The 20,276-nt window shown below is 70.6% G+C and carries 13 protein-coding genes and 1 pseudogene; 6 read left to right on the plus strand and 8 right to left on the minus strand.

Going from position 1 to position 20,276, the window contains the following annotated elements; all coding sequences use genetic code 11:
• Positions 1–254 precede the first annotated feature (254 nt).
• Genes ACWH4W_RS25415 through ACWH4W_RS25435 form a run of 5 tightly spaced genes read right to left on the minus strand, consistent with a single transcriptional unit; the run spans position 255 to position 10,102 of the window.
• Positions 255–2,213, minus strand: a complete 1,959-nt coding sequence (locus ACWH4W_RS25415; RefSeq protein WP_473078171.1) for a hypothetical protein — start codon at positions 2,211–2,213, stop codon at positions 255–257.
• Positions 2,210–3,370 carry a VWA domain-containing protein gene (locus ACWH4W_RS25420; protein WP_473078172.1) on the minus strand — a complete coding sequence of 387 codons (1,161 nt, stop codon included), beginning with the start codon at positions 3,368–3,370 and terminating at the stop codon, positions 2,210–2,212. The genes ACWH4W_RS25415 and ACWH4W_RS25420 overlap by 4 nt, the downstream gene beginning before the upstream one ends.
• Positions 3,367–5,700 (minus strand): DUF5682 family protein, encoded by a 2,334-nt coding sequence (locus tag ACWH4W_RS25425; RefSeq protein ID WP_473078173.1) that lies wholly within the window; start codon positions 5,698–5,700, stop codon positions 3,367–3,369. Before ACWH4W_RS25425 ends, ACWH4W_RS25420 begins: the two co-directional genes overlap by 4 nt.
• Positions 5,697–6,794, minus strand: a complete 1,098-nt coding sequence (locus tag ACWH4W_RS25430) for an ATP-binding protein (protein ID WP_473078174.1) — start codon at positions 6,792–6,794, stop codon at positions 5,697–5,699. The genes ACWH4W_RS25425 and ACWH4W_RS25430 overlap by 4 nt, the downstream gene beginning before the upstream one ends.
• A gap of 8 nt (positions 6,795–6,802) precedes the next feature.
• Positions 6,803–10,102 (minus strand): DUF4132 domain-containing protein, encoded by a 3,300-nt coding sequence (locus ACWH4W_RS25435; RefSeq protein ID WP_473078175.1) that lies wholly within the window; start codon positions 10,100–10,102, stop codon positions 6,803–6,805.
• 392 nt (positions 10,103–10,494) lie between these two features.
• On the opposite strand from ACWH4W_RS25435, the gene ACWH4W_RS25440 reads away from it, so the two are divergent.
• The 6 genes and pseudogenes from ACWH4W_RS25440 to ACWH4W_RS25465 all read left to right on the plus strand — a co-directional run bounded on the left by ACWH4W_RS25440 (position 10,495) and on the right by ACWH4W_RS25465 (position 17,188).
• Positions 10,495–11,696 (plus strand): IS3 family transposase gene (locus ACWH4W_RS25440; protein ID WP_473078176.1). Its coding sequence is split into 2 segments (ribosomal slippage): positions 10,495–10,786 and positions 10,786–11,696, totalling 1,203 coding nucleotides; the frame shifts between segments, so codons are not numbered across the junction.
• Between the two features lie 537 nt (positions 11,697–12,233).
• Positions 12,234–13,739 (plus strand): FAD-dependent monooxygenase, encoded by a 1,506-nt coding sequence (locus tag ACWH4W_RS25445; RefSeq protein ID WP_473078177.1) that lies wholly within the window; start codon positions 12,234–12,236, stop codon positions 13,737–13,739.
• A gap of 239 nt (positions 13,740–13,978) precedes the next feature.
• Entirely contained in the window at positions 13,979–14,260 is a 282-nt protein-coding gene (locus ACWH4W_RS25450) for a transposase (RefSeq protein ID WP_473078178.1), read from the plus strand.
• Between the two features lie 13 nt (positions 14,261–14,273).
• Positions 14,274–15,818 (plus strand): IS3 family transposase, encoded by a 1,545-nt coding sequence (locus ACWH4W_RS25455; RefSeq protein WP_473078179.1) that lies wholly within the window; start codon positions 14,274–14,276, stop codon positions 15,816–15,818.
• A 159-nt stretch (positions 15,819–15,977) separates the two neighbouring features.
• Positions 15,978–16,478: pseudogene (locus ACWH4W_RS25460) on the plus strand (C40 family peptidase); the annotation flags it as partial.
• Positions 16,479–16,702: 224 nt separating this feature from the next.
• On the plus strand, positions 16,703–17,188 hold the full coding sequence (locus ACWH4W_RS25465; protein ID WP_473078180.1) for a TnsA-like heteromeric transposase endonuclease subunit: 486 nt from the start codon (positions 16,703–16,705) through the stop codon (positions 17,186–17,188).
• A gap of 67 nt (positions 17,189–17,255) precedes the next feature.
• On the opposite strand, the gene ACWH4W_RS25470 is transcribed toward ACWH4W_RS25465, so the two are convergent.
• The 3 genes from ACWH4W_RS25470 to ACWH4W_RS25480 form a co-directional block, all read right to left on the minus strand.
• Positions 17,256–17,999, minus strand: coding sequence for an SDR family oxidoreductase (locus tag ACWH4W_RS25470; protein WP_473078181.1), 744 nt, complete (start codon positions 17,997–17,999; stop codon positions 17,256–17,258).
• Positions 18,000–18,290: 291 nt separating this feature from the next.
• Positions 18,291–19,087, minus strand: a protein-coding gene (locus ACWH4W_RS25475) for an IS5 family transposase (protein WP_473079261.1) whose coding sequence is annotated in 2 segments (ribosomal slippage) — positions 18,291–18,749 and positions 18,752–19,087 — 795 coding nt in all. Because the reading frame shifts where the segments join, the coding sequence is not laid out codon by codon here.
• A complete protein-coding gene (locus ACWH4W_RS25480; protein ID WP_473078182.1) occupies positions 19,087–20,250 on the minus strand; it encodes a recombinase family protein in 1,164 nt (387 codons plus the stop codon). The genes ACWH4W_RS25475 and ACWH4W_RS25480 overlap by 1 nt, the downstream gene beginning before the upstream one ends.
• Positions 20,251–20,276 lie beyond the last annotated feature (26 nt).

Consider the following 20,276-nt stretch of genomic DNA (forward strand, 5'->3'; position numbering starts at 1 on the left):
CGGCGAGGAGCCCTTCCAGCCGATGGATCCCCGGGCGCGGCCGGCCGAACGGCCTGCCCGGCGCCGTCCTGGTCGGCGGGCTGCACGAGGGACTCCTCCCCTGCGCAGGCAGCGTCGGCGTCGGCACCACCAGCCGCCCGCCCGCGACCGCCCCCACATGAGCCCGGCCTGTCCCACCGAACCGGGAGCTGATCAAGGGTGACGTGCACAAGATGCCGGAACTCAACGTGAACGCACCGGACCATCACTTCCAGTCACGGCGACGTGTACGGGCCGGCCCGGTGGAGTTCCAGGGTGGTGGCGAGGCGGATGACGGCGGTGTGCCAGTGGGACGTGGCGGTGGCCGGGCCGTGGGTGCGGAGGGCGGTTGTCACAGCGGAGACCTTGTCCGCGGTGGTGTGGAAGCCGGTTCGGCGCAGGAGGGCGGCTGCTGATTCGAGGGTGGCGTGGTCGGTGGCAGCCAGGTTCTTCAGGCCGTGGTGGGCGGCCTCGGCGAGGGCTGCGAGCGCCTGTTCCAGGGCAGTGGTGAGGGGGTCGTCCGGGGGGTGCGGGGCGACGGGGAGGCCGGTGTCGCCGTCGCCGGGAGCGAGGTCGGGGACGAGGACGCCGTGGGAGGTGCGGACGGCGAGAGGGGCGAGGAGGACCCTGCCCCGGTCATGGCGGAGGGAACCGCTGATCCGGTCGGCGGTGCCGGAGGCGAGGGCGTCGGTCAGGGCGTCCAGGGCGCCGGGGCAGTGGGGGTTGTGCGCGGTGCTCAGCAGGGCCTCGTTGCCGGCCGGGTCGTGAAGGACGGCTTCGAGGCGCTGTGCGGCCGGGTCGTACCGCACGGGTCCGGCCTCCGCGACGGCGAGGACGCGCATGGACTCGGCCTCCACCCGAGGGCGGACGAGGCGGGGAAGGAGGGTACCTGGGGCGGGGAACTGTGCGGCGAGGTCGGTGACCAGCAGCCCGGGCGGCAGGTCGTCCCAGGCGGTGCCGACGGGAGTGACGGACGTGGTGGCGATCCGGCCGCGGGAGATCTCCACGGCGCGGCCGGCTGTGCGGGAGGTGGCCTCGCTGACCACGTTGGCGGCGGCAAGGGTGCGCAGGTTTGTACCGAGGATCCTGCGGGAGCCGAGGTCATGGCCGGTGGGCGCCTGACCGTCGGGCAGCTCCCAGCGTTTGTGCAGAACGAGGACGACACCGGCATCGGGGTGGGCGAAGAAAACGTCGGCGGTGCGGTCGCCGGCGGAGCCGTCGACATGGCAGCCGAGGGCGACGAGGCGGACTCGACGCAAGGCTGTGCGGGCCGTCTCGGCAGTGCCGAGGACGGCTGCGGGGTCGGTGGGGGCGGCGCGGTGGCGGGCGTGGAGTTCGGCGAGGAGCAGGGCGTGGGTCTCGCGGTCGTGGCGGGCGCCGCGGACGGCGTGCTCGGCCAACTGGTGGCGTATCCCCTCGAGGGCCGCGGCGGGCCAGTGGCGGCCGGCGGCCGTGAGGGCGGCGCCGGCACGACGGAGGGTTCCGTCCAGGACGGGGCCGGCCTGGGGGACGCCTTCGACGAGGAGTTCGTCGACGAGGTCCATGGCTGCGCGGTGGGCGCTGTCGCCGTGGTCCGGGGTCGTCTTCTCTCCTCCGACGGTGACTCGGTCGCTGCCCTCGGTGTCGGCGGCTCGGAAGGCCCAGACGGCAAGTACGACCGTCGCGCCGCGCAGTGGCTCGGCTGCGTCGGTGACGGCGAAGCCGGGGCGGTGGGGCACGGGGAAGCGGACGGTGCAGGCGGGGAGTTCGACGGCGGGAACGGGGTCGGCGGGGGTGGGGCGGTGGAGGACGGCCTGGTAGCCGCGGTCGCGGGTGCGACGGGCCGCGGTGAGGGCGGGACGGCCGAAGGCCTCGGCCAGGGCGGTGTCGTCGATGTTTCCGGGGGACCAGTCGGTGAAAGGCGGCGGGGTGTCCGATGCGGTCGCGGTGCGCTGGTAGGCGAGGACGAGGCCGATGCGGTGGCGGCAGACCCCGTGGGCCTCGCAGCTGCAACGGGCGTCCTGCAGGGTGGCGCCGGGCGGCAGTCGGGTCTCGGTGCCGTCGGGAAAGCAACCGTGCACGGTGTGGTCGCCGGTGACGTCCAGGTCGGGGCCCGCTCCGGCGTCGAGATCCTTGGCGGCGCGTTTGACCAGGCCGCGGTTGGCGAGGGCGGCGAGGATGTCGGGGGTGAGGGCGAGCAGGTCGGTGCGGATCATGCCGTTCGTCCTCCGTGGGCCATTCTCTCGGCAACGAATTCGGCCAGGTGGCCGGGGGTCATGGCGCCGATGTGTGCGCCGGCCTCGGCGAGGCGGCCGGCCAGGTCGCGGTCGTAGGAGGGGGCGGCCTCCTCGTCGAGGGCGGCGAGGCCGAGGACGGTGACGCCCTGTCCGGTCAGGTCGCGGACGGTGCGGGTCAGGCGGTGGGCGTCGCCGCCCTCGTAGAAGTCGGTGATCAGAACGACGATCGTGCGGCGCGGGTTGCCGACGAGGCCGGCGGAGTAGTCGACGGCGCGGGCGATGTCGGTGCCTCCGCCGAGCTGGACCTTCATCAGGAGTTCGACGGGGTCGGTGACGTCGGAGGTGAGGTCGACGACCTGCGTGTCGAAAGCGACCAAGTGGGTGCGCAGTCCGGGCAGGCCCCATAGGCAGCCAGCGGTGACGGCGGAGTGGATCACGGATCCGGCCATGGAGCCGGACTGGTCGACGAGGAGGATCAGCTGCCACTGCTCGATGTGGCGGCGGGTGCGGGAGTGGAAGTGCGGCTGCTCGATGAGGATGCGGCGGTCCTCGGGCCGATAGTGGGCGAGGTTGGCGCGGATCGTGGCCCTGAAGTCGAAGTTTCGGGCGAGGGGGGTCCGGCTGGGGCGGCGGGAGCGGGCTCCGGTGAGGGCGCGCCGGATATCCGGCCTCAGCCGCTCGGTCAGGTCGCGCACGACGGCTTCGACGATGCGCCGGGCGGCGGCCAGAACCTGCGGGTTCATCAGGTGTTTGGTGCGCAGCACGGCCCGCAGCAGGCTGGTGCTGGGTTCTACGCGGAGAAGAACGTCGGGATCGGTGACGATCTCGTCGATGCCGTAAGTCTCCACGGCGTCGCGTTCGAGGCGTTCGACCGTCTCCCGGGGGAAGAGACGGTGGATGTCGTCGAGCCAGTCGACGACGGTGAGCGTGGAAGGGCCGTCGCCGCCCTCCCGGCCGTCGGCGGTGCCGCGGCGTTCACCACGGCGGGCGAGGTCGTCGTCGCGGCCGTAGAGCCACTGGAGGGCGGTGTCGCGGGCGGCGTCCTGGCCGTCGAGGCCGCCGGTGCGGCGTTCGGCGGGGGCGCCGAGGATCAGCCGCCAGCGTTCCAGTCCTGCGCGGGGGTCGTCGGGGGTCATCGGGGTGCTCCGAGGGCGTGCCGGTCGAGCAGGAGGTCGGTGTGTTCCTCGAGGGCCGCGGCACGGGCGAGGAGCAGCGGGTCGGCGGTGGTGCGCAGCAGGGTGCGGGCGGAACCGTGCAGGTCCCGGCGGTTGAGGAGGAGTTGTGCGACGCGTTCGCGTTCACGGGGCGGGAAGAAGGCGAAGGCCTGGCGCAGGGCGGGCAGGGCATGGAGGAACACGTCGTCGGTCATGGCGGTGACGACGCCGTCCAGGGTGTCGAGCAGGGACCGTTCGCCCTTCGGGGCGGGCCGCAGGATCTCTTCGCGGGCGAGGGCGAACAGACCGGCCAGCCAGTCGCCGAGGACGACGGGGTCGGCCGCGGCGGCGAACGCTTCGGCCTCACCGGCGGGTTCGGTCAGGACTCCGAGGGCGCGGCACAGGCCGAGGGCGGCGCCGCGCAGGTCGGCTGGGGCATGCCGGTCGCGGGCGATGCGGGCGGCGGCTGCGGCGGCGGTTTCCGGGGTGAGGGCAAGGGCGGGTGCGGCGTGGAGGAGGGCGTCGCGGGCGGCGGTCAGGGCGCGCAGGCGGGGGACGTCGACGCCGGGTGGGCCGCCGTGAAGGCCCTCCACGAGGTGGAAGAGGCGGTCGACGGCGTGGTCGAGGACGCTGCCGAGCAGCGGGTCACGGGCTGCACCGAAGACGCGGTCATGGCGCCAGAGGCCCAGGACCACGGCGAGGGCCCGCCCCAGGGGGCCGGGGTCGACGGTGGTACGGATCCGCTGGGCGAGGCCGTCCAGGAGGTCGTGGGAGAGGGTTCCGACTCCGCAGAGGACGGCGTCGAAAAGGAGGGCGGCGGTGGTCCCGGCGTCGGCGGCTGTACCGGTGTCGCGGAGGCGGCGGGCGAGGAAGGCTGTGGCGGCCTCGTCGGGGCGGGCTCCGTAGGCGCCGGCCTCGGTCAGTGCGGCGTCGCGGCCGGTGCGGGGGCAGGGTTCCCAGGTTTCGTGGTCGCGGGGGTCGGCTCCATGGTCGGGGCCGGTGAGGCGGGTGTGGCCGGGGATGCCGAGGATGCGCAGCTGGTGGAGGAAGCGGCTGCGTTCGAGCCCCCGGGGGTTGGTGAGGTCGAGGTCGAGGGTGCGGTCGCCGTCGAGGCCGAGGCGGATCTCCTCGGCAGTCACGTGGTGGACCAGGGGTGGCAGCGGAGTGTCGGGGTGGAGGCGGCCGGTGCGGTCGCCGGTGCAGGCGACGACCGTTTCGACGACGGCGGGGTGGGCGCCGGGCCTCAAGGGGCCGTCGGTGTTCCAGGGGAGCGGCTGGTCGAGGTCGTCGGTGATCAGTGCGGCGGCGAGGCCGTCCAGGACGTCGACGCGGGCGGGGCGGGGGTGTCCGCGGAGGGCGGCGAGGCCTTCGGTGAGGGTGTGGGCGGAGATCAGGGCGGCGGTGGAGACGGGGAGGCGGCGGGCGCGGAGCCGTTCCACGACGGTGCGGTGGAGGGTCCTTGCGGCCGCGTCGGGGCCTTCGTCCCACAGGTGCTGGTAGTAGCCGGGGGACGGCATGCCGGACTGGTAGCCGGCGAAGGCGTCCATCTGGCGGAAGGAGTAGGGCACCAGGAAGCTGCCGCCCGTAGCCCCGTCGGGCGGGACGGGCACCGGGGGCCATGCGGCATGTTCCGCACCCGGAGACGTGCCGGGGGCGGCGGTGAGGGCGCGCAGGGCGGGCTGGTGGAAGCCGCCGGTCACCACCAGGACCGGTCGGCTGCCGGCGTGTGCGACTGCGGCACGGACCCAGGAGGCCATGTACTGCTCGCGGGCGCGGTCCCCGACGTCGGCCTCGGTGCCGCCTCGCACCAGGGCGAAGTAGGCGTCCAGGCGGTCCTGCAGGCCGTCCGGATCGGCGATCTCGAAGACGCGGTCCCACAGGGCGTCCACGGTGTCGACCCGGTAACGGGCGCGGAGCCGTTCGGTGGCGCGGCTGTAGCGGGCCTCGGCGTCGGCGTAGCGGTTGGCTGCGCCGTCGGGGCGGTCGGTGAAGGCGCGGTGCCAGGCGGGCAGGTCGATGAACCGGACCTCGGCGCCCGCGGTACGGCCCTCGGTGAGTGCCACCCATTCCGGGGAGTACGCGCACAGCGGGGCCCAGGAGGTGGCGACCCGTTCGGTGTCGCGGTAGTGGCTGAAGACGGCGATGGGCAGTTCGTGTCCGAGGAGCAGTTCGCCGATCCGGTCGTTCATGTCGGCGGGGCCCTCGACCAGGACGTAGGCCGGGCGCAGTTCGCGGATCGTGCGGCGGACGAGGCCGGCGCAGGCCGGTGAGTGGTGGCGCACCCCCAGGAAGGTGACGCGGGCGGTGCTCACCGTTGGTCCAGCAGGTACCGGGCCTCGTGGAGGGCCTGCCACTGGGGGCCTCGGCGCAGGCGGGCCTGCTGTTCGAGGAAGCGGCGCAGGCGGGCGAGGTCCTCGGGGCTGTCCTTGGCGGCGGTGCCGGCGAGACAGGAGACGATGTCGGCGGCGTTGCCGGCCTCGCCGCGCAGGAACCAACCGCGCAGGCCGACGGCGTGGGCCGTGGAGACGGCTTCGGCGGTGCTCATCACTGCGGAGGGCCGGTCGCCCTGGCCGGGTGCGCCGCGCAGTTCGCGAAAGGTGCCCACCAGTACCTCGAGGACGTCCCGGTCGGGTGCCCGCTCGACTCCGGACTCGCGGAGCAGGGCGGTGGACTCGGCTTCGACGAGGGCGAGTTCGGTGTCGAGGTCGGGTATCGGGAAGACGGTCTCGAAGTTGAAACGGCGTTTCAGCGCGGCGCTCATCTCATTGACGCCGCGGTCACGGGTGTTGGCGGTGGCGATGACGTTGAAGCCCTGGCGGGCGAAGACCATGCCGTCGTCGCCGTCGAGTTCGGGGACGGCGACGACGCGTTCGGAGAGCAGGGAGAGCAGGCAGTCCTGGACCTCGAGGGGGCAGCGGGTGATCTCCTCGAAGCGGACGATGCGTCCCTCGGCCATGCCGCGGAGCATGGGGGCGGGCACCAGGGAGCGGCGGGAGGGGCCTTCGGAGACCAGCAGGGCATAGTTCCAGGAGTACTTGATCTGGTCCTCGGTGGTGGCCGCGCCGCCCTGAACAGTGAGCGTGGAGGTGCCGCTGACGGCTGCCGCGATGAGTTCGGAGAGCAGCGACTTGGCAGTGCCGGGTTCGCCGACGAGCATCAGGCCCCGGTTGGTGGCCAGGGTAACCAGGGCCCGTTCGACGAGCGAGGGGCTGCCGACGAACTTGCGGCTGATGCCGGCGTCGGGGTCTCCGACCACGAAGCGGAGGGCGGCACGGAGGCTGAGCCGCCAGCCGGGCGGCCGCGGGTCGGTGTCCCCGGCGCGCAGCTCGGCGAGTTCGTCGGCGTGGCGCACTTCTGCGGGCGGACGCTGCAGGCGGGGCGGGTGCGGGTCGCTCACTGTGGTCATGGCGGTGCTCACTTGGCGGTGACGTCGGTCAGGTCGGCGAGGATCTCGGAGGCGATGACGGGGTCGATCTCGCCGAGGCGGTGCGGGTACGTGTGGTTGGGCCAGTAGTCGCCGGGGGCGGTGTCGATCCAGATGGTCTCGAGGGTCTGGTCGGGGAACGCGTCGACCATGCCGACGGCGATGCCGCCGTCGAGGGCGATGACGAGGTGGCGGTCGCGGGTGATCGGGCGGGAGAACCAGCGTTCCACGCCGTTGTCCTCGGGCGTGCCGCGTTCCCAGCCGCGCTTGGTGAGCCCGAGGAGTTTGCCGACGGGGACGGTGACGCCCTCGAAGCGGGTCAGCCTGTGGCCGGTGGCCTCCTCGTCGGTGAAGGCGTGCACGGGACGCCCGAGCTGCGGGAAGGGCTGGAGGATCTCGTAGTCGGCGAAGAGGTCGGCCCAGTCCTCGAGTCCGTCCGCCAGATGGAGGGGGTGGGCGAGGCGCACGGTGGCGCCGACGGGGAGGGTCCATGCGTCGTCGTGGACGTCGGCGAGGGTGAGGTCCTCGGCGACACGGAACGCGGTCACCGTGCCGTCGCCGTCGCCGAGCCAGATCAAGCGGCGCACCAAGTGGCGCAGAAGGGGGTGTTCGACGAGCAGTTCGCGGAACTCGGCGGCGGTCCAGGAGCGGCCGGTGACCATGGCGGCCTCCAGGCGGCGCAGCTGGTCGGAGGCAACGGTGCGGACCTCCTTCTTGAGGGCGGCGAACCGCTTGCGCTCGGCGGGGGCGAGTTCCGGGTCGTCCTTGACGCCCGGGGCCGGCAGGGTCTTGCGGAGCTTGCCGGTCTCGTCGCGGACGCAGGGGCGGAGCTGTTCGTCGAAGGTGACGGTGAAGCGGCGCGGGCCGTAGTCGATGACGGTGCTGCCGTCGTCGGCGAGGCCGAGGTCGGGGACCAGCCGGTCGGCGAGCTGGTCGGTGGTGAGACCGAGTCCTTCGGCGACCTCGTCGATCTTCTCCCGGGCTCGCTTCTTGAGGGCCTTGAACGGCACACGCTGGGAGATGCCGTGCAGATGGCGCAGGGCGGTGTCGGTGCCGATCGCAGCGAGGACGGTGAGGCCCTCGACGGCCCGGTGGTGGGCGTTCTCACCGGGCCAGGCACGTACGAGGGGGGTGAGACGGCGGACGGTCTCGTCGTCGCCGAGGAGGCCGAGGGTGTGAAGGGCCCAGCTGTCCTTGGCCTGCATGCCGTGGAACCGCCACGTCTCGAAGAGGGCCCAGGCGAACTCGGCGAGGGAGCCGGCGTCACAGTGCTCGGTGACGGTGGCGAGGCCGGGGTAGACGTCACCGGGCTTGGAGATCTGCAGCATGGCCGTCACGTGGCGGACGGCGTCGGCGGGCAGGGCGCCGCGGCCGCCGGTGAGCAGGATCTGCGGGAACAGGGCGGGGTCGGCCCAGGTGCAGGGGGACGGCATCCTCGCCGGAAGGGCGGCTTCCAGCGGATCGCCGGCGAGGAGGTCGGAAACGATCTCCTCGGCCTCGGCGCCGCAGCCGGCGGCGCCCTCCCGCACGGCCTCGGCGCCCACCTCTGCGGCGAGTTGCCGCAAGGCGTGTTCGGCGTGGGTGCGGGCCCTGCCCACCGGGCCGACGGCGTCGGGAACGAGGAAGGCGACCGCGGCCCGGCCGTGGCGGCGGAGCCAGGCGAGAACCGTGGGCCTCAGCGGCTGACGGCGCACCAGCCACTCGGCCATCTGCCGGGCCACCTCGACGCTGCGGTAGGGCAGCAGCAGGCCGCCGGCGGTGGCCGGGTAGCGGGCGGCGAGCCGGCTCAGCATCGGCAGGGCGTGCAGGCCGTGGCGGGCGGCGACGGGCCTGAGGTGGCTTTCGGTGTCCCAGACGTGCTCGGGGGCGAAGGCGTCGAGCAGCGGGCGTACGACGTCCTCGGGGCCGGTGACGAAGAGGCGGGCGGCGCGGATGTCGCCCCGCCACCTTCCCCGCTGCATCTGCTGGATCTCGCGGGACCAGTCGTACTCGCGGAACCAAGGGGTTTCAGCGACGACGGTGGCCGCCCAGGTCTCCTGCTCCCCGGGCTTCCAGGCCACCTCGGCCTGCGGCGCCCCGGGGACGTCGCGGGCCACACGGGCCTTGCGGCTGGTGCGCTTCCGGGTCCACGGCGGGGCGACCAGCAGGGCGGGGAGCGCCTCCGCAGGCGCTTCTGCCTCCCGTTCGCCCCGCTTCAGCAGCGGGGCGACGACGGCTGCGGACGCCTCGGGCAGCGCAGGCAACGTCTCCTTCGTGAGCTCCGGGTGGGTCGCCACGTGCAGGGGCAGCAGCATCCGGGAGAGAGACGCCTGTTCGCTGTCGCCGACCGCGGTGGCGGAGAGCAGCCGCAGGGCCCGCCGCGGGTAGCGGTTCATGGCGTCGAGCAGGGCGGGGCGGACATTGCGGTCGCCGCCCTTCTTCAGCAGCAGGCGGAAGGCGTCGTCGGTGGGCAGTTCGGCGGCCCAGCCCGCGACGTCCCGGTGTCCGTCGGATCCGTAGGCCCCGTCGAACGCGTCCTCCAGCAGGGACCCGACGGCGGGACCGAGCCGGTGCGCGAGGGTGGCGAGCAGGGGGAGGTTCCAGCCGTTCCAGCCGAGTCGTGCTCCTTCGCCGAGGCGGGCGATCTGCTCCGGCCGGTGCAGGGAGAGGAGGAGCATGCGCCGCAGGACGGAATCGTCCGGTATCGGACCGTCGCAGCACTCGTCGACCCAGGCATGCTCCTCGGGTACCAGGTAGGAGACCACGATGCGGCGCTCGGCGGTGTCCCGGAGGCCGGCGAGGGCCTCGACGGCCCGCCGTCGGATCTCCTCGTCGACCGCCGCGAGCAGGTCCCGGACACGGGCGGCGGTCTCCCACACGTAGGAGGTCCGGTAATCGGCCGCTCTCCGCAGCGCCGCGTCGTACCGTCGGGAACCTGCCTGCTTGTAATGGGGGTTGACGCATCCCAGCTCCACGACGGCACGGGCGGCGAACGGCAGACCGTGCTCGGTCACGCAGGCATCGACGAGCACGTCCACCATCGTGTAGTGCCAGCCGACGGCGATCTCCACGGCGGCTCCGAGCGGGGAGGGACTGCCCTCCCGGTGGGCCCGGCCCTCCTTCACCAGCTCCGGGTCGCTGCCGGAGGAGGAGAACATCTCCTCGAACCAGGCCGCCTCCTGCGCGTAGCGGCGAGCGGCCTTCTCCACCGCGTCCTCGGCCGGCTTCGCGGCGGCCCGGAGCGCGGGCAGGGCCCGCAGCCAGGCGGCGGGCATCTCGAACCGGTCCTCGTCGGCGATTTCCTGGTGCATGGCGCTGTTCCTCCCCGTCACCCGTCGCACGGGGACCTCATGAGCAGTTGCCGAGCACGTTAGACCTCGGCACTGACAACGGTCGGGCCCATGCACGCCCTGGCGGCGGCGCATCCGCATCGCAGGGCCCCCTGCCTCCGCGTCCCCGTTCGTCTCGTCCTACCGATGTGCTGGCATGCCGACGAAGTGGAGCGGGCAGAAACCGAACCCTGTCACATCTGGCGATCGGTGCGTGAACGCGCCCGCCGTCAAGGGCAGCGACGGGAAGTGGCGACTGGAGCCGATTCCTGGCTGCCCCGTTCCCACGCGGACCGAGTCCTGCGGACGGGCCTTGACCCCGGATCTTGGACACACGAGACACTGGATCCTGAGGATCTGAGAACGGACGTCTCGTGGTCATGAAGAACTATCCGCCGCGGTTCAAGGCGGACGCGGTCGCGCTGTACGAGTCGCGGCCCGAAGCGACGCTCAGGTCGGTCGCCGCTGATCTGGGGGTGAACCCGGAGACGTTGCGGAACTGGGTCAGGGCGGCCGGTGCGAGCCGGCCGCGGGGACGTCGGGCCGAGGCGTCCGTCGAGCCGCCCACTGCGCTGGAGGCGGAGAACGCGGCCCTGCGCAAGAAGATCCGCGAGCTGGAGGAAGAGCGCGAGATCCTGCGGAAGGCGGCGAAGTATTTCGCCGGGGAGACGCGCTGGTGACCCGCTTCCAGTTCGTCGCAGACCACCAGCGCCGTTACGGCGTGAAGCGGCTGTGCACCATCCTGGGCATCGCCCGCTCCAGCTTCTCCTACTGGCGCCGCACCGCCTCCGGCCGGGCTGCCCGGCAGGAGGCCGACGCCCATCTCGCCACACGGATACGGGCCGTGCACCGGGAATCGGACGGCACCTACGGTGTCCCCAGGATCACCGCCGAGCTCCGCGAGGACGGCGAGCGCGTCAACCACAAGCGGGTCGCACGCGTGATGCGGAGCATCGATCTGGCGGGCGTGAGGCTGCGACGAAGACACCGCACCACGGTCGCGGACCCGGCCGCGGCGAAGGCCCCGGACCTGATCGGCCGCGACTTCACCGCGAGTGAGATGAACACGAAGTACGTCGGTGACATCATCTACCTCCCCCTGGAGAGCGGGAGGTTCCTCTATCTGGCCACGGTCATCGACCTCGCCTCACGGCGTCTGACCGGCTGGGCGATCGCGGATCACATGCGCACCGATCTCGTCATCGACGCCCTGGCCGCCGCGAGACGCACCCGCGGCAGCCTCGCCGGAGCGGTCCTGCACACCGATCATGGAGCCCAGTACACCAGCCGGGCCTTCGCCGACGCCTGCAGCCAGGCCGGCGTCCGCCAGTCCATGAGCGCGATCGGCTTCAGCGCGGACAACGCACTTGCCGAGTCCTTCAACGCGACGTTCAAACGCAAGACCCTCCAGGGCCGCAAGCACTGGGCCGACGAGCACGAAGCCCGCCTCGACGCGTTCCGATGGCTGCACCGCTACAACGTCCGACGCCGTCACTCCCGCCTCGCACACCGCAGCCCCATCGCTTACGAGAACGCCCTCCGAACGACATCAACTACGCTGACGCAAGCCGCGTAACCCGTGTCCAGAAACCGGGGTCAAGGCCCGTCGCGGGTCGGAAGCCGCCGACAGGCCGTACCGGTTCGATCTCCAGTGCGTGGTCGCCGATGGTGAACTGGTCGCCGCTCATACGCCCGCCCCCTTCGCGGTCGCCCGCGAGGATCTGTTCGTAGCGTTCCCGGCTCACATGCCCTATGCCGTCGGGCGTGGTGACGCCTTCCCTCACGGCCGGGGCCCGGCGGCGGGCCGCCGGTGGGTGCCCCGGCCCGTGTCCCCGAGCGTCGGGCCGACGCAGGTTCGATCACCAGCAGTGACCGCAAACGGCTGTTTGGAACCCCAATTGGCCCCACCAAAATTGCGTGGAGCATCAGTTCGGGCCTTTGGGTGTGCGGTTCCTTTGTTGCCCGGTGGCGGGCTTCAGGACCCATGGAAGTTCGTCTGCCGGAGCCCTGCGGAACGCAGGTGGCGGTGAACGGCGAAACCCTCACTCGTATTAGGCTCGGCACTCCGGCCACTTCAGATCTCAGTCGCAGAGGATGCCAGGTGGAAGGTCCAATGGTGATCGTGGTCGGCGCGGGACCGACCGGGCTGGCCCTGGCATGCGGCTTGGCCCTGGCTGGGGTATCGGTCAGGGTTGTCGACAAGGCGGGGCGGCCGTCGACAGCGTCACGTGCTCTGGGGATCCAGCCGCGGGGCTCCGAAGTCCTCGACCGGCTCGGAGCTCTGGAGGGACTGCCGGAGCGATCGGTGCGGGTCGCGGAGTTCGTCACGTACGTCAACGGCAAGTGCCTGATGCGTCTGACGGTCGGTGCGCATGCGACGCTGGCGGATCGCCCCGTGCTCGTCAATTCGCAGGCAGAGGTGGAAGCGCAGTTGCTGCGGCGGCTTCGCGATCTTGGTGTCGAAGTGGAGTGGGGCCGGAAGTTCGTCGACGCTGATCAGGATGCGGAGAGCGTGACTGTTCAGTTCGACGACGGAGCGGTGCGCGCGAGGTGGCTGGTGGGCTGCGACGGAGCGCACAGCCAGGTGCGCACATCGGCGGGCATCGGTTTTCCCGGAGCGCCCATGATGGATGGTTTTCTCCTCGCGGATGTGCGCGCGTCGTTGCCGTTTCCCAGAGACGTGGTGTCGGCGTGGCTGCACCGGGAGGGAATGCTCGGGGTATTTCCTCTGCCCGGGGACGGCGTCTGGCGACTGGTGGCGTCGGCTCCCGCGGATGGTGAGGACATCGGTTCCGATCGTGTGTCGGACGCGCTGAGACTGGCCGTTCAGGAGCACGCCGGGATCCAGCCGCCCGAGCGATGGACGGACCTGTGGACTTCGACCTTCCGTATTCAGCGCAGCCTGGCCACCAGGTACCGGTCCGGCCGGATCCTGCTGGCGGGAGATGCTGCTCACGTACACAGCCCGTTCGGTGGACAGGGCATGAACACCGGGCTCGGTGATGCCGAGAACCTGGCCTGGAAGCTCGCACTGGTCGCCTCGGGCAGAGCCCACAGCCGCCTGCTGGACACCTATGAAGGCGAACGGCGTCCAGTGGCCCGCGAGGTGATGGCTTCGACGAGCGGTGTTACGCGTTTGGCCCTCGCGGACAACATGGTGGTGCGCGCCGTCCGTGACCGTGCCCTGGTTCCGTTACTCCGTCTCCCGACGGCGCAACGGCTGCTCTGGGAGAAGTCCTCGCAGCTCAGGGTCAACTACCGCAACGGGCTTCTGGGAGGCCGGTGGTCGCGTTTTCGGATCGGTGTCGGACCCCGTGCGGGCGATCGCGTACCCGACCTGGCCTGCCTCCGGGAGGACGGCAGCCGCACCCGCCTGCACAGGGAGCTCGGTCACCGGTGGGCGCTTGTCGCCCCTGCCCCGGTTGCACCGGCCTTTGTGGACACCGCCCGCAGACACTTGGGCGCAGATACCGCGGTGGCCGCACTCTCGGAGACCGGCGGGAGACGGACCGTCATGCTCGTTCGTCCCGACGGCCACCTGGGGTGGGCGGGCGCCTCGCCAGCCGCGTTGGACGACTGGTTGACGCGCGCTCTGGGTGGCGGTGGCGGCCTCCGCTGAGGGGAGACCGCCACCGCCGTGCTTACCGACTTCTGCTTACGCCATGGCGAGCAGGGCGGCGAACAGGAACGACACCAGACCCCCGAAGAAGAGGGCCGCTGCCGCGATGTGCACCATCCTGTGGACCTCCATTCGGGCGGCCAGCCCCTATGTGAGGACCATCGCCGGGGTGAAGCTTCCCCTTGATCGTGGACACCTGGAGACTGGGACCTGAGTGGTTTCAGAGGAAGTAGCACCAGGTGGGAAGCAAGTACACGAAGCGGTACACCGAGGAGTTCAAGCGGGACGCGATCGCGCTCGTGGATTCCTCGGGCAAGACGGTCACCGCTGTTGCTCGGGAGCTCGGTATCAGCTCGGAGTCCCTGCGCGGCTGGTACCGCCGGGCCAAGGCGGACCGGGGCGAGGGCGGGTCCGGTGAGCTGACCGGCGCCGAGCGCGAGGAACTCAAGCGGCTGCGCAGGGAGGTCCGCGAACAGCAGCAGACGATCGAAATCCTGAAAAAGCGACGGCCTTCTTCGTGAGGGAGAACGACCGGTGAGCGAGCTGTACCGGCTGATCCATGCGGAGAAGGCGACTTACCCGGTCGTTCTGCTGTGCCGGGTGCTGAAGGTCGCCCGCGTGATGCGTGAGCGCGACATCCGCGGTGTCAGCCGGCGCAGGCGGCGTTCGCTGACCCGGCCGGATCTGAAGGCGAAGCCCGCCCCGGACCTGATCGGCCGCGATTTCCATGCCGAGCGTCCCGGGACCAAGCTGGTGGGCGACATCACTCACCTGCCCACCGCCGAGGGCTGGCTCCACCTCGCCTGCTGGCTGGACCTGGCCACCCGCGAGGTCGTCGGCCACGCGATGGCCGACCACCACCGCGCCGGGCTCGTCGTCGATGCACTCGACATGGCCCACGGCCGGGGCGCTCCGGAGCCCGGCTGCGTGATGCACAGCGATCGCGGCAGCGAATACACATCGGCCCAGTTCCGGGAACGAGTACGGGAGTTGGGGCTGCGGCAGAGCTGCGGACGCACCGGATCATGCTTCGACAATGCCGCCGCGGAGAGCTTCTGGGGCGTCTACTTCCTGGTGGCGATGCGCCTGTTCCCCGAGGTCGGCTACCGGCTGGTCTGGGACAAGCTGACCGCCGGCCTGTCGGGAATGCCGATCGTCTGCCCGAGCACGAAAGCGCTTCGTGATCTGCGCCGCAGACTCGGCAGCGCGCCGGTGCGGGCGCTGTTCGAGGTGCTGGCCGGGCCGTTGGCCCGGCCGACCACGCCGGGGGTACGCTTCGGCCCGTATCGGACGGTGTCGTTCGACGGCTGCAGCTCGATCAAGGTTCCCGACAGCGAGCGCAACCGGGGCCGGCTGGGGCGGTGCCCGCACGGCGGCTGTCCCCAGGTCGAGCTGATGACACTGGTCGAGACCGGCACCCGGGCCGTGATCGGAGCGGTCTTCGGCCCCACCCGGGAGGGCGAAACCTCCTACGCCACCAGGCTGTTGCACCACCTGGACTCCGAGATGTGGGTGCTGTGGGACCGGGGTTTCGACGCCAACGACGTCCTCGCCGCCGTGCACACCACCGGCGCACGGGTCCTGGGCCGCATTCGCCGGCGCCGCCGCCCACCGGCCCTCCAGCCGCTCGCTGACTCCTCCTACCTCTCGGTCATCGGAGGTGTCCTGGTGCGCACCATCGAAGCCCGGGTGAGCGTCACCTGCACCAACGGCAGCAACTTCGAGGGCTCTTACCGTCTGGTAGGTGCGCAGGGGGTCTTCGAGCAGGGCATCGGGGAGATCGGCCGCCGCGTCCTGTCGGCACTGTCTCCCGCACGGCGATCCCGCATCAGCACCCGCAAGGTGAAGTCCCCCATCTCCCGTTACGCGGAACGGAAGCTGGACGGCCGCCCCGACGGCAGCAAGGCCGTGACCTCGACGACGATCACTCTCCTGCCGCCCCCATCACCGGAGCCCGCACTGCCCGCGACGACAGTCCGGGAGAAGACCGGCCACGGCAAGACCTGCAGCCGCATGGCGCGTCCTGGCCATCCTGCAGGCAGAACCCGAACGGCTGTGGCACTCAAGGGAGATCGCTGAGCTTCTCGGCGACGTCACCCTCGTCGCCACCTATCGACAACTCGCTCGCTGGACCGAGAGAGGAGTGATCAAAAGAGTCCGCACCGGCCGCTACGCGGCAATCACACAATAAAGAATCTCTTGCGTGACCTGCGAAAACACTAACCACCCGGCCTTGGGGAAACTTCACCCAGTACCGCGGGCCGCTGTTCGGCGGACGGGGACGGGACGGACTTCGGCACCATCCCTGCCGGTGCGCTACCAGGCGAGTACAAGATCCCCGCCACTGCCCCGCGAGAGGTTCGGACGGCGATCCGGTGGGCGTTGGGTCAGCTCGGCACTCCGTACCAGTGGGGTGGGAACTGCACCAACTCCCACGGCACCGACCCGATGGGCCGCTGTGACTGCTCGTCCCTGATGCAGCAGGCGTACAAGATCGCCGGAATTTCCCTGACACGGACCACGTACACGCAGGTCAAGGACGGCAAAGCCGTCTCGGTCGACGCCCTTGAGCCGGGCGGCCTCCTCTTCACCGAAGGGACTGCGGCCATGCCCGAGCATGTCGGGATGGCGATCGGGCAGGGCCTGATCGTCCACGCCCCGCGCACCGGTGACGTCGTGCGGATCACGACCCTCGCGTCCTGGGAGTCGCGGATTCTCGCAGTCTGCCGAGTCGTCTGACCGACACCTCTGTAGGTTCCGAATAGAGGTGTCGTTTTCCAAGTGACTTGTCATCAACTTGTCGTTCGACGCGTCCGGCTGAGTCTCCCCTCGGTGCGGGGTTAGCGTCATGCCGGCGGTCCGTGGTCCAGTCTTTCGTTGGGTTTGTCCTCCGTTCCGATCAGGCTAGCGCTGGTGGCGGCCAGTGTCCTGGTGTCGAAGACATCGGACACGAAGGGGCGACCATGGGGACTGGTGCAGGTGGCGAGGACGCGACAGATAGCCGGACAGTCCGGGTCACGTATCGGCGGTGCGACGGCCGGCTGGTCGAGGCCGATCTCGACCGGATCCCAGTGGACGAGGTCGCAGGCGGGCTCCCCGTACGAGAGTTCCGTTGGTCTCGGGGCCGGAAGCACTATTCGGGCTGGTATCACGCCTCGACGACGGGCCGGTTGGTGGCCCACGAGAGCCGGTTGGAACTCGCACGCATCCTGATCGCCGACTTCGCCAGCGACGTCACGGAGATCGCGGCCCAGCCCTTCCATCTGGTCGGCCGGGACGGTACGCGCATCCGCCGGCACGTCCCCGATCTGTTCCTCGTCCATGCCGACGGTCTGGTGACCGTCGTGGACGTCAAAGCCCCCTCACGCATGAAGGATCCCAAGGTGAACCCAGCACCGCACCGCGACCGGAAGAAGCCAAACGATCAACAGTCGCCCGAAGTCATCTGACTAGCGGCTTCGCGAGGAGGACGACTCGATCAGCCTCGACATGAATGCCTCACAGCTCCCCTATCCGTTAGAGGACACCTCCGTTGGCACGAATGTTCTGGCCCGTCAGCCACCGCCCGTCCGGCCCCGCAAGGAAGGCGACGACGTCCGCCACGTCCTCGGGCTGGCCGAGGCGTCCGAGCGAGGTCATTCCGATGGCCATCGCCAACTTCTCCGGCTCGTTGGCCGCGTTCAGAAGATCGGTGTCCGTGGCGCCGGGCGAGACGGTGTTGACCGTGATGCCCCGTGCGCCCAGCTCGCGTGAGGCTACCAAGGTCAGCTGTTCGAGGGCGCCCTTGCTGGCTGCATATGGAGCGTTGCCGGGAGCGGGGAAAACGGTGTTGAGGGTGGAGATGTTCACGATCCGCCCGCCGTCGCGCATGCGCCGCGCCGCATAACGCACCGTGAGGAAAACTGACTTTGCGTTCACGCCCATCACTCTGTCGAACACAGCCTCCTCCGTCTGCGCGATGGGCACGACGTCGGTATGCATAGCCGCGTTGTTGACCAGAATGTCCAGACCGCCGAGCTGACGTTCGGCAGTAGCTAACAACTCCTCGGCCGCGCGAGGCTCCGCCAGATCCAGCTGGACCGCAACGACCTTCCCGCCCGCCTTCTCGGCCTGCCGCACGACCTCATCCGCAGCATCCCGGTTCTGCGCGTAGTTGAAGACCACAGTCGCCCCGTCCCGCGCAAGCCGCAGCACGACAGCCCGACCGATCCCCCGCGAGCCACCGGTAACGACAGCCGCCTTGCCCGTGAGCACCGCCATGATCTCTCCCTGCCTCGATGGCCCGCCCGCTGGGAACACCCATACCCACCAAGCGGCGTCGAAAGAGCGAACCACCCCACGATCCGCACTCCGCCCCAGCGGACCGATCCACGACGTGTCCGAGGAAAACGACAGATCGGCTGGACGAACCCACCGACAAACCGGCCGGACACCCATCCAAAACCCCTGGACATCACGGTCCCGGCCGACAGATCAAATCGGAACCTACAACCTCCCCTCCCTCCTCTCTTCTCGCAGCGTTGCTTCGCCCGCTCAGGCTTAGACGTCGTCTCATTTGGTGAGTCTGCGGTAGCAGATGAGGCTACAGGCGATGGCGGTGAAGGCCAGGAAGTGCTCGGCCTTGCGTTCGTAGCGGCGGTGCAGGCGGCGGCAGCCGGCCAGCCAGGACATGGTGCGCTCGATCGTCCAGCGGTGCCGGCCCAGCCGGGTGGACGACTCGATGCCCTTGCGGGCGATGCGGTGCCGGATGCCTCGCTTGCGGAGCCATCGCCGCAGGTGGTCGTAGTCGTAGCCCTTGTCGCCGTGGAGTTTGGCGGGGCGGCGTCGACGGGGTCCGCGGCGGGAGCGGATCGGCGGGATGCCCCGCACGAGCGGCTCGAGTGCCTGGCTGTCGTGAAGATCGGCGCCGGAGATCCCGATGGAGAGGGGCAGACCGGTCCGCTCGGTGATCAAGTGGATCTTCGACCCTTTCTTGCCCCGGTCCACAGGATTCGGACCCGTCAGGTCCCCCCTTTCATGGCCCGTATGTTCACCGAATCGATCGCGCACCGCGACCAGTCCAGCTCCCCGCGCGAGCCCAGTTCATCGAGGATGAGCCGGTGCAGCTTCGCCCAGACCCGAGCGGCGGACCACTCAGTGAAGCGCCGGTGTGCAGTCGGCCCCGACGGGCCGAAGACCGGCGGCAACTGCCGCCATGTGCAGCCCGTCGTAGCCACGAAAACGATCGCGGCCAGCACCTCACGATCCCCGTACCGGCGCCGACCACCGCCCTGCGGCCGTGATGGAGCAGGGGGCACCACTCGCTGGAACAGCTCCCACAACTCGTCCGGCACCATGCGCTCGACCATCACCACGTGATGCAGACTACCCAACACCCCAAATGAGACGACGTCTTAATGAGCGGGGCGGACCGGCAGTGCTGTGCCTGCGGCCAGCCCTTGTTCCGTGCCGTGCAGGTGTGGCGCGGAGGGGCGTCCTTCGACGTCTGGGTGTAAAGGCGCGTATGGCACTGTCCGCACAGGGCGACCGTGGTCAGCAGGTATTCACGGTTGGAACGGCGGGTCCAAGGGGCCTTCCGGGAGAGGATGGCGCTCCGGAGCGCCTCGTGCGTGGCTCGTTCCCACAGTCCTTCGCAGAGTCGTACGGGATTGCCGTCCGCCCTTCCGAGGACGGGCTTGTTGCGGTGCATCAGGTACCCGAGGGTGGCTTCCGACAGAAGGATGTTCTTCAGGCTCTGCGGGGACCAGGGCCGGCCTCCTGCCGGCTTGCCGTACATCACCGCCAGGTGATCCGCCGGTGACAGTTCCCCGGCACGGTTGAGACGCGCGGCCTCACTGCTGCAGGTGACGTTGTCCGGGTCGGCCAGGATGCGGCGGGCGACCTCCCGCAACACTTCGGAGGCGTGCGGGTGCAGCTGGACCTGATCGATCTTTCCTCCCATCACCTTCCGCACGTACTGGAAGCCGTACGACGGCTTGCCCTTCGGACGGCCGGCGGCACGGGTCTTGACGGTGGCGTCACGGTTGCGGCGCTGGATCGCACGCAGTTCCATCTGCGCGCCCCAGGCTTCCATGGTGAAGCGGTTCTCGTCGGCGGGGTCGTCGAGGTTCCAGGCCCCGTCGTGCCCGTACGTGACGAGCATCTTCTTCTCGTCCCGCATCTTGTAGCCGGTGTTCAGGCAGTCGACGACATTGCGGCCGAGCCGGTCCACCGCTGCCGCGACCAAGCCGTCGTAGGGGCCCCTTTCGTCACGGAGCCACGGGCCCAGGCTGGGGCGGGTCACGGGGTCCGTGGCGCCGGAGACCTCCCAGTCGTCCGCCCAGCCGATGATGTGCGCCCCGACGGAGGCGGCGGCAGTGAGCACGTCTTCTCGCTGGCGCTCAGGCGAAGACGTCGCCAGCTTCACGCGCGACAGCCGCCGCACTCCGAGCGGGTACTTGCCGCATCCGCCACAAGGACATTCGGCCGCACGAGGGTCCGTACCGCGCCCTTCTTGTCCCCGTTCGAGCACGCATGGCCCGGAGAAGCGGCGGCACG

Source organism: Streptomyces sp. DSM 120436 (genome assembly GCF_055778765.1).